This window comes from Streptomyces sp. UW30, from assembly GCF_008042075.1.
In the GTDB taxonomy this organism is placed as follows: Bacteria; Actinomycetota; Actinomycetes; order Streptomycetales; family Streptomycetaceae; genus Streptomyces.
The window spans coordinates 70,111-77,374 of the sequence record NZ_RDBN01000053.1 but is presented as its reverse complement, the minus strand read 5'-3'; the positions used below and the strand labels follow the sequence as shown (position 1 = coordinate 77,374).

General features: G+C 70.5%; 7 protein-coding genes. 3 read left to right on the top strand and 4 right to left on the bottom strand.

Annotated elements, in window-relative coordinates; translation table 11 throughout:
* The first annotated feature begins 348 nt into the window (after positions 1-348).
* The 3 genes from EAO75_RS34465 (at position 349) to EAO75_RS34455 (ending at position 2,872) form a co-directional block, all read left to right on the top strand.
* On the top strand, positions 349-525 hold the full coding sequence (locus tag EAO75_RS34465) for a helix-turn-helix domain-containing protein (RefSeq protein WP_410092534.1): 177 nt from the start codon (positions 349-351) through the stop codon (positions 523-525).
* A 73-nt stretch (positions 526-598) separates the two neighbouring features.
* The gene (gene xerC / locus EAO75_RS34460; protein WP_147999094.1) at positions 599-1,843 is read left to right on the top strand and encodes a tyrosine recombinase XerC; all 1,245 of its coding nucleotides are present in this window, start codon (positions 599-601) and stop codon (positions 1,841-1,843) included.
* Between the two features lie 237 nt (positions 1,844-2,080).
* Entirely contained in the window at positions 2,081-2,872 is a 792-nt protein-coding gene (locus tag EAO75_RS34455) for a hypothetical protein (RefSeq protein WP_147999093.1), read from the top strand.
* Between the two features lie 92 nt (positions 2,873-2,964).
* Here EAO75_RS34455 and EAO75_RS34450 read toward each other — a convergent pair whose 3' ends face one another.
* The 4 genes from EAO75_RS34450 to EAO75_RS34435 all read right to left on the bottom strand — a co-directional run bounded on the left by EAO75_RS34450 (position 2,965) and on the right by EAO75_RS34435 (position 7,188).
* Positions 2,965-3,432: an excalibur calcium-binding domain-containing protein gene (locus EAO75_RS34450; RefSeq protein WP_147999092.1), complete on the bottom strand. Its 468-nt coding sequence runs from the start codon at positions 3,430-3,432 to the stop codon at positions 2,965-2,967.
* 85 nt (positions 3,433-3,517) lie between these two features.
* Complete coding sequence (locus tag EAO75_RS34445) at positions 3,518-4,675, bottom strand: alkaline phosphatase PhoX (RefSeq protein WP_147999091.1); 1,158 nt, start codon at positions 4,673-4,675, stop codon at positions 3,518-3,520.
* 168 nt (positions 4,676-4,843) lie between these two features.
* Positions 4,844-6,334 carry an ATP-binding protein gene (locus tag EAO75_RS34440; RefSeq protein ID WP_147999090.1) on the bottom strand — a complete coding sequence of 497 codons (1,491 nt, stop codon included), beginning with the start codon at positions 6,332-6,334 and terminating at the stop codon, positions 4,844-4,846.
* Positions 6,331-7,188, bottom strand: a complete 858-nt coding sequence (locus tag EAO75_RS34435) for a response regulator transcription factor (RefSeq protein ID WP_187284703.1) — start codon at positions 7,186-7,188, stop codon at positions 6,331-6,333. The genes EAO75_RS34440 and EAO75_RS34435 overlap by 4 nt, the downstream gene beginning before the upstream one ends.
* Between the last annotated feature and the right edge of the window lie 76 nt (positions 7,189-7,264).

Genomic DNA, 7,264 nt, shown 5'->3' with positions numbered 1-7,264 from the left:
CCGCAATATCCGCAGAAGGACTTGGGAGGCCCGTTGACCTGCGGTGTTGCGGTGTGTGGGTGATGGCGGGCGTCACTCCGCAAAAATCCGCGAWATTCCGCAAAAAACCGAGCGCACTCCCACCCCCCGGGGCCGGTCGCCGATGCCCGTGATTTTTGCGGAATATCGCGGATTTTTGCGGAGTGACGCCCGCCATCACCCACACACCGCAACACCGCAGGTCAACGGGCCTCCCAAGTCCTTCTGCGGATATTGCGGTTTGTGCGGCGGCACTCGCTCACGAAGGCAGCTTCGGGGTGGTGACTGAGCGACTAGTCGCTCGCCAGGAAGGACGTCATGAAGAGGTACTTGACGACTGCGGAAGTCGCCGAGCGCTACCGCACGTCGCCCGCAACTGTCCGCTACTGGCGCTACGCCGGCACCGGCCCGCAGTGCTTCATGCGGCGCGGTCGACATGTTCTGTACGACGCCGAAGCGCTCGACAAGTACGACGCTGAAGAGATCGGAGGCCGATGCGCGGCATGACCCGAAAGGGCAGCGAACCCCACCAGAATGCACGCCACTTCCTGGCCGACTCGGTTTGGCGGGAGGGGAACTGATGGCCGACGTGTATGACCGCTGGCACCGGTCCCGACCGCCGGCCGACGCCGAGCCGTGCAAGGAGCACAGCACGAAGAGCAAGTCCGTGTCTCCGTCCGCTGAACATGGCGTAGGGAAGCGCTGGCAGGTCCGCTACCGGGACCCGTCCGGCGAGCAGAAGAAGGAGAACTTCGCCAAGCGCACCGCAGCCGACGCGCGGGCGGCCGAGATCACCAACGAGCTGGACAGGGGCGAGTACGTCGACCGTGTCACGCGCCGACAGACGCTCCGGGACTACGCCGAGGAGTGGCGCACCATGGCGACACACCGCGAGCGGACGGAATCCAACGTCGAGCGGGGGCTGCGGCTGCACGTCTACCCGCTGCTCGGTGCCCGTCAGATCGCCAGTATCAAGCGATCGGACATCAGGGCATGGGTAAAGGACCGCTCCGCCGTCCTGGCTCCGTCCAGCCTTCGAACCCCGTGGAATGCCCTGTTCGGCGTGATGGCCGCAGCCCACTACGACGGCATCATCCGCGCGAACCCTTGCCACGGCATCGACCTCCCCGAGATCCGCAAGCCCGAGGTGGTGCCGCTTGACCCCGCAGTAGTACGCGCCCTGCTGGCCGCAGCCTCGTCCCGCTACCGAGCCTTGATGCGCCTGGCCGCGACCACGGGCCTGCGGCAGGCCGAGCTGTTCGGACTGGAGGCTGAGCACGTCGACCTGCTGGCCGGAACGGTCGAGGTTGAGCAGCAGCTCATCGGCCCCGACAAGGGCGTGCCGTACATCGGGGAGCCGAAGACGGAGAAGAGCTACCGCACAGTGCCGCTGTCGGTGTCCGCCGTGGCGGCCGTCGAGGAGCACCTGAAGGCGTACCCGCCGGCCGAAGTGGAGATCGAGGACCGGACGGACCCGAGGAAGCCGAGGACCAGGAAGGCCCGGCTGCTGTTTGTGAGCGAGACGGGCGACCCGATCCGGCGCGGGTCGTGGGCGAAGCTGTGGGCGCGCATGGTGAAGCGGGCAAACAAGCAGCTGGCCGCCGCCGAGKCGCCGCTGCGCGTCCCCGAGGGGACGACGACGCACGATCTGAGGCACTTTTACGCCTCGGTACTCATCAAGCACGGCGCGTCAGTGAAGAAGGTGCAGCGGCGCCTCGGTCACGCTAAGCCATCGATCACTCTGGACCTGTACGTGCATCTGTACGAGGACGACGAGGACACGACGGCCGCGCTCATTGATGAGGCCCTGGCGGAAGTGCCCTGAGAGTGCCCTCACGACCCCGGGAAACGGGGAGTTCGCAGGTAGACACAGATAAGGCGGCACCCGTGCGGGGGTGCCGCCCTTCCGTGCGTCCGGTGACCCGTGATTGCGCCAACCCAGGGTGAGCGCAGGGTTAAGAGCCGGGTCGGGCCGGCCGGGGTGCACAACCCCCTGGATTTCCGCCTTGTCTGACGCGGGTGAAGTGACCACCCGATTCATCGAACTTGGGGAAACCACACCATGCGCAGACGTGCCACCGCCGTCACTGCCACTGCCGCCGCCTTCAGCGCCGTCCTGGCCGTAGCCGCTCTCGCCGTACCGGCCGCCGGGGCCGATTCCGACGACTCGGGTACGAGGTTCTGGAACATCGATGTCAACCACGACCGCGACTACACCGTTGGCGTCGAGGCCGCGCGCAAGAGGGTGTTCTCGGTCTCCGCGACGGTCACCGACCCGTCCGGCGTGCGGAGCGTGTCGTACGAGCTGTGGCACGGGGCGGACCGGGCGAATGCCGACGGGGTCCTGGTCGGGCCCAGCGACTGCGTGAAGTTGAACGAGACCACCTCCTTCTGCGAGGCCCTCGTGACCGCCGACCCGAACGTCAACCTCCGCAGCAACGCCCTTGCCGGTGTCTGGACCATCAGTCCCGTGGCCACCGACGGGGCCGGCAACGTCACCCGTGGGGACGGCGCCTACTTCGCACGCATCAAGCGCCAGACGTACATGTCCCAGACCGTCGCCACCCCGCAGCCGGTGAAGAAGGGCAAGGACCTCACGGTCAAGGCCCGGATGACCGTCGCCGGCTGGGAGACGCGCACGAACGTGCCCCTCATCGGGCACCAGGTGCTGCTCCAGTACCGCAAGGGCACGAGCGGCGCCTTCGTCACGCTGAAGAAGATCAAGACCGACCGCAACGGCTGGGCCACCACCACCGTGAAGGCGACGGCGGACGGCGCCTACCGCTACGACTTTGCGGGCACGAGCCTCACCGTGGCCGCGACCGGCTCGGCCGACTTCGTCGATGTGAAGTGAGCCCGGACCGGTGAGCCCGGACTGGTGAGCCCGGGCCGGTGAAGTGACCGTCCGTCGCGACCGGCATCGCGGCGGGCGGTCGCTCACGGCTCTCAGCTGTCGCAGCCCACCCCGTCGTTGTCCCGGTCGAGGTGGGAGGCGTAGCCCGGTTCGCCTCGGTGGATGGGGGCGGCGCCGGCTGCGCGGGCCTCCGAGCAGTTGGCGTAGTAGACGTCGCCGGAGGACGAGTCGTCGTCGGAGACGGAGCCGCTGTCCGCCGCCGGTGCTGCCGTGACCGTTCTGGTGGCCCTGATGGTCTTCGTGGCGGTCACCGTCGGCGCCGGTTCTGGTTCCTCGGCCGGTGCCGTCGTGGTCGTCGTGACCGTGACCGTGGGCCGGGGTGAGGCCGATGTCGGCTTTGCCTCGGTGTTCTTCGCGTCCTCGCCGGACGCGCCGCTTGCGGCGATGCCCATGAAGAAGGCCAGGCCCAGCGCCGGGAGTACGTAGCGTTTGCGGGCCCACTTGGGGCCCGGGCGGACGGGCTGCCCGGGCATGGGTGGTGCGGTGTACGGATGGGTCATGTCATCCCCCCACTGGTGTTGCGTGAGGGGATGACCGTAATGCTCCGCGACCGAGTGTGAAGGAGGTGTGGCTGTTTTGTGACCGCTATGCGCGGAAGGGGCCCGTCACCTCATAGGTGATGCCGCCCGACGAACTGCCGCTCGTGCCCCGCTGGCTGGAGAAGTACAGACGCGTGCCGTCCGGGGAGAACGCCGGGCCCGTGATCTCCGAGCCCGACTGGCCGTCGATCCGCAGGAACGAGGCGACCACGTCGTCCGGGGTGATGACGCAGATCTCCATGTTGCCGCCGTCCTCCGCGACGAACAGGTCGCCGGAGGAGGAACCGGTGATGTTGTCGACGCCGGTGAGCGGGGCAGTGCCGTTGACGAGGGAGTCGTCGTACGCCAACTCGTAGGTGTTGTTGGTGAGGTTGACCTGCCAGACACGGTTGTCGCCCTTGGTGGTGAACCAGACCGTGTCGTTCGCGTAGTGGCAGCCCTCGCCGCCGTTGAAGGACTTCGAGCCGGAGACCTGGGAGCGGGTGGCGGTGGGGGAGCCGTCCGGGTCGGGGATGTTCGCCCAGGTGAACGAGCCCGACGTCGCGCTGCCCGCGACCATGACCTGGAGGGTGCCGGAGGACAGGTCGCCCCAGGTCGTCGGCACGAAGCGGTAGAAGCGGCCGTTCGTCTCGTCCTCGGTCAGGTAGATCGCCTTGCGGACCGGGTCGGCGGCCGCCGCCTCGTGCTTGAAGCGGCCCATCGCCGCGCGGCGCACGGCCGCGTTCGTGCCCCAGGGGTCGGTCTCGTAGACGTAGCCGAGGGACACCTCCTCGCAGGACAGCCAGGTGTTCCACGGGGTCTTGCCGCCCGCGCAGTTCTGCCGGGTGGACGACAGGATCCGGTACGCGCCCGTGATCGCGCCCGCCGCCGAGAACTTCACCGCGCTCGCGCCGCCGGAGGGGTTGATCTCCGAGTTGGAGACGTAGATCCAGCCGGAGCCGTCCGCGTAACAGGCGCCCCCGTCCGGGGCGTTGTGCCAGCTGTACGACGTTCCGGAGACCGTCTGGCCGGAGCGGGCGATGACGCGGCTGGTGAAGCCGCTCGGCAGTCGGATGCCGTTGGCGTCGGGCGAGCCCAGCGCCCCGTACGGGCCCGCGCCGGGCTGGGCGGGCGCGGCGTATGCGGCGCCGCGCCACAGGGTTCCGCCGAAGACGGCGGCGCCGCCGCCGATGGCGGTCGCACGCAGGAAGGTACGACGTTCCACTTCTGCTCCAAGGGTGCCGTGACCGACCCGCCCCCGGTCGGGGGCGGGGTCGCGCGGTGACGGACGCTAGGGGCGCGGGGTTACGGACCTCGGGGGTGCGGGGTTGCCGCCCTATGGACAGGCTGTGAAGCCGGTGTGCGGCGCGTGGAGCCACCCGGCACGGCGACGCTACGCCGGAAGGGCCGGGGCCTCACGGAGACGCCGGCCGCCTCTGCCCGGCTGGTGGCCGCCCCCGGCGCTCTGCGGCGGCCCCTGCGCCGACGGCAGGCGGATCACCGCGTCCAGGCCGCCCGAACTCGCCGCGTGCAGGCTCGCCTCGCCGCCGCTCGCGTGGGCGAGGCGCTGTACCAGGGACAGCCCCAGGCCGGTGCCGCCCTTGGGGGCGCCCGGCGCCCGCCAGAACCGGTCGAAGGCGCGGGCGCGCTGCTCCTGGGTCATGCCGGGGCCCTCGTCGGTGATGTGCAGGTCCACCCAGGCGGGGCGGGCGTCGCGCAGGGCGCGGCGGGCCGGGACGTAAAGCCTCAGCTCCATCGTCACGGTGCTGTCGCGCGGCGAGGCGCGCAGGGCGTTGGACAGCAGGTTGTCCACGATCTGCTCGACCCCGCCCGGCACCGCGAGGACCGGCCCCACGCTGCCCACGAACAGCACCAGCGAGACCCGCTGCTGTTCGAACAGCGGCAGCCATGTGCGGTGCCGTTCCGCGCAGACGGCGCCGACGTCGACCGGGGCGGGCGTCGCGGAGTCCTCCTCCAGGCGGGCCATCGCCAGCAGCCCCTCGACCATCCGGGAGAGCCGGTCCGTCTCGGTGACGGCGGCGGTGAGGCTGCCGAGGCCGCGGTCGGTGACGTTCGGCTCCAGGTTCTCCAGCCGCAGCCGCAGCGCCGCCAGTGGCGTCTTCAGCTGGTGCGAGGCCTCGCCCGCGAACGCCCGCTGGGCGGACAGGAGATGGGCGAGCCGGGCCGCCGTACGGTTGAACGCGGCGGCCAGCCGGCGCACCTCCGGCGGGCCCTTCGTCATCGTCACCGGCGTGGCCCGCCCGCCCTCGGCCAACTCATGGGTGGCCCGCTCCAGTTCGCGGATCGGCCGGCCGGTCCAGCGGGCGATGGCGAACCCCACCACGGCGACCGCCGCCAGCACCCCGAGCCCGCCGAGGCACAGCAACAGCCAGACGTGATGGACGCGTTCGTGCACCGTCCGGGTCGGCAGCGTCAGCCACACGGCGCCCTGCAACCCCGAGGTATGCCGGACCGGCGCGGCGACCGAGAGGTACTCGACCCCGCCGATGGTCGACGTGCGCACGTCCACCGTGGCGGTGCCGTGCAGGGCGGCCGCGATACCGGGGCGGGAGGCGAGGTCGGCCGACATGACGGCGGCCAGCGGATGCGAGGTGGCGAGCAGCGCGCCCGCGGCGTCCACGACCACCACCTTCCCGCCGATCCGCTCGGCGCAGTGGATCACCCGGCGGGGCAGGTCCCGCTCGGCACGGCCCGCGCTGAGCGACAGCGAGGCGTACGCGGAGACCGACTCGGCCTCGTCCTTCGCCGCGTTCACCACCCGCTCCCGCTCGCTGCGCGAGTACACGAAGCCCAGCGGGATCTCCAGGCACAACAGCACGAGCGCGGCGAGGCTCAGGTAGCTGAGCAGCAGCCGGCGGGTCATGGCGAGGGCACCTGCTGCCCGGCCGGTTCGGTCTGTACCGCCAGCCGGAAGCCGACCCCGCGCAGCGTCTGGATCCACTCCGCGGCTCCCAGCTTGCGCCGCAGCGAGGCGACATGGACGTCCAGCGTCTTGGTCGGGCCCTCGTAGTGCGGGTCCCACACCCGGTCCAGGATCTGCTGCCGGGAGTACACCGCCCCCGGATCCTCGGTGAGCAGCGCCAGCAGCTCGAACTCCTTGGGGGTGAGAGTGACGGGGATCTCGCCCACCCAGACCTGACGGGTGCGGCGGTCCACGACCAAGGGGCCGGGTGCGTACGGCGGTCGGGGCGCCGGGTCCTCGTACGACGCGGGCGGCGCGGCCTCGTACGACGGGGGCGTGGGCGGCGCGGTGAGCGCCGGCTGTGCCCCCGCCTCCGCGCGCAGCCGCTCCACCAGCGCTTCCGTACGGCCGCGCTCGACCGGCGTCCCCGCGCGCACCGGCGGCGCCCCCGCCTCCGTGCGCTGCGAGCGCCGGGTCACGGCGCGCACCCGTGCCACCAGCTCCCGCATGCTGAACGGTTTGGCGAGATAGTCGTCCGCCCCCAGCTCCAGCCCCAGCACCCGGTCGGCCTCCTCACCCCGCGCACTCAGGATGATGACCGGCACGTCCGAGACCTGCCGGATGCCCCGGCACACGTCGATGCCGTCCATGTCCGGCAACCCGAGGTCGAGCAGGACGACATCGCCGTACGCACTTCTCAACCCCTCCGCCCCGGTGGTCACGTGATCCACCGTCAGCCCGAAGTGACCCAGTCCCTCGACAAGGGGTTCGGCGATCGTCTCGTCGTCCTCGATGAGCAGCACTCGTATGCCCATGCGTCCTGTCTCTCGGTGAATTTGCATTCTCTGCCCCGACGTCGACACGCTACAAGAAACAAGCGCTTGTGGGGCA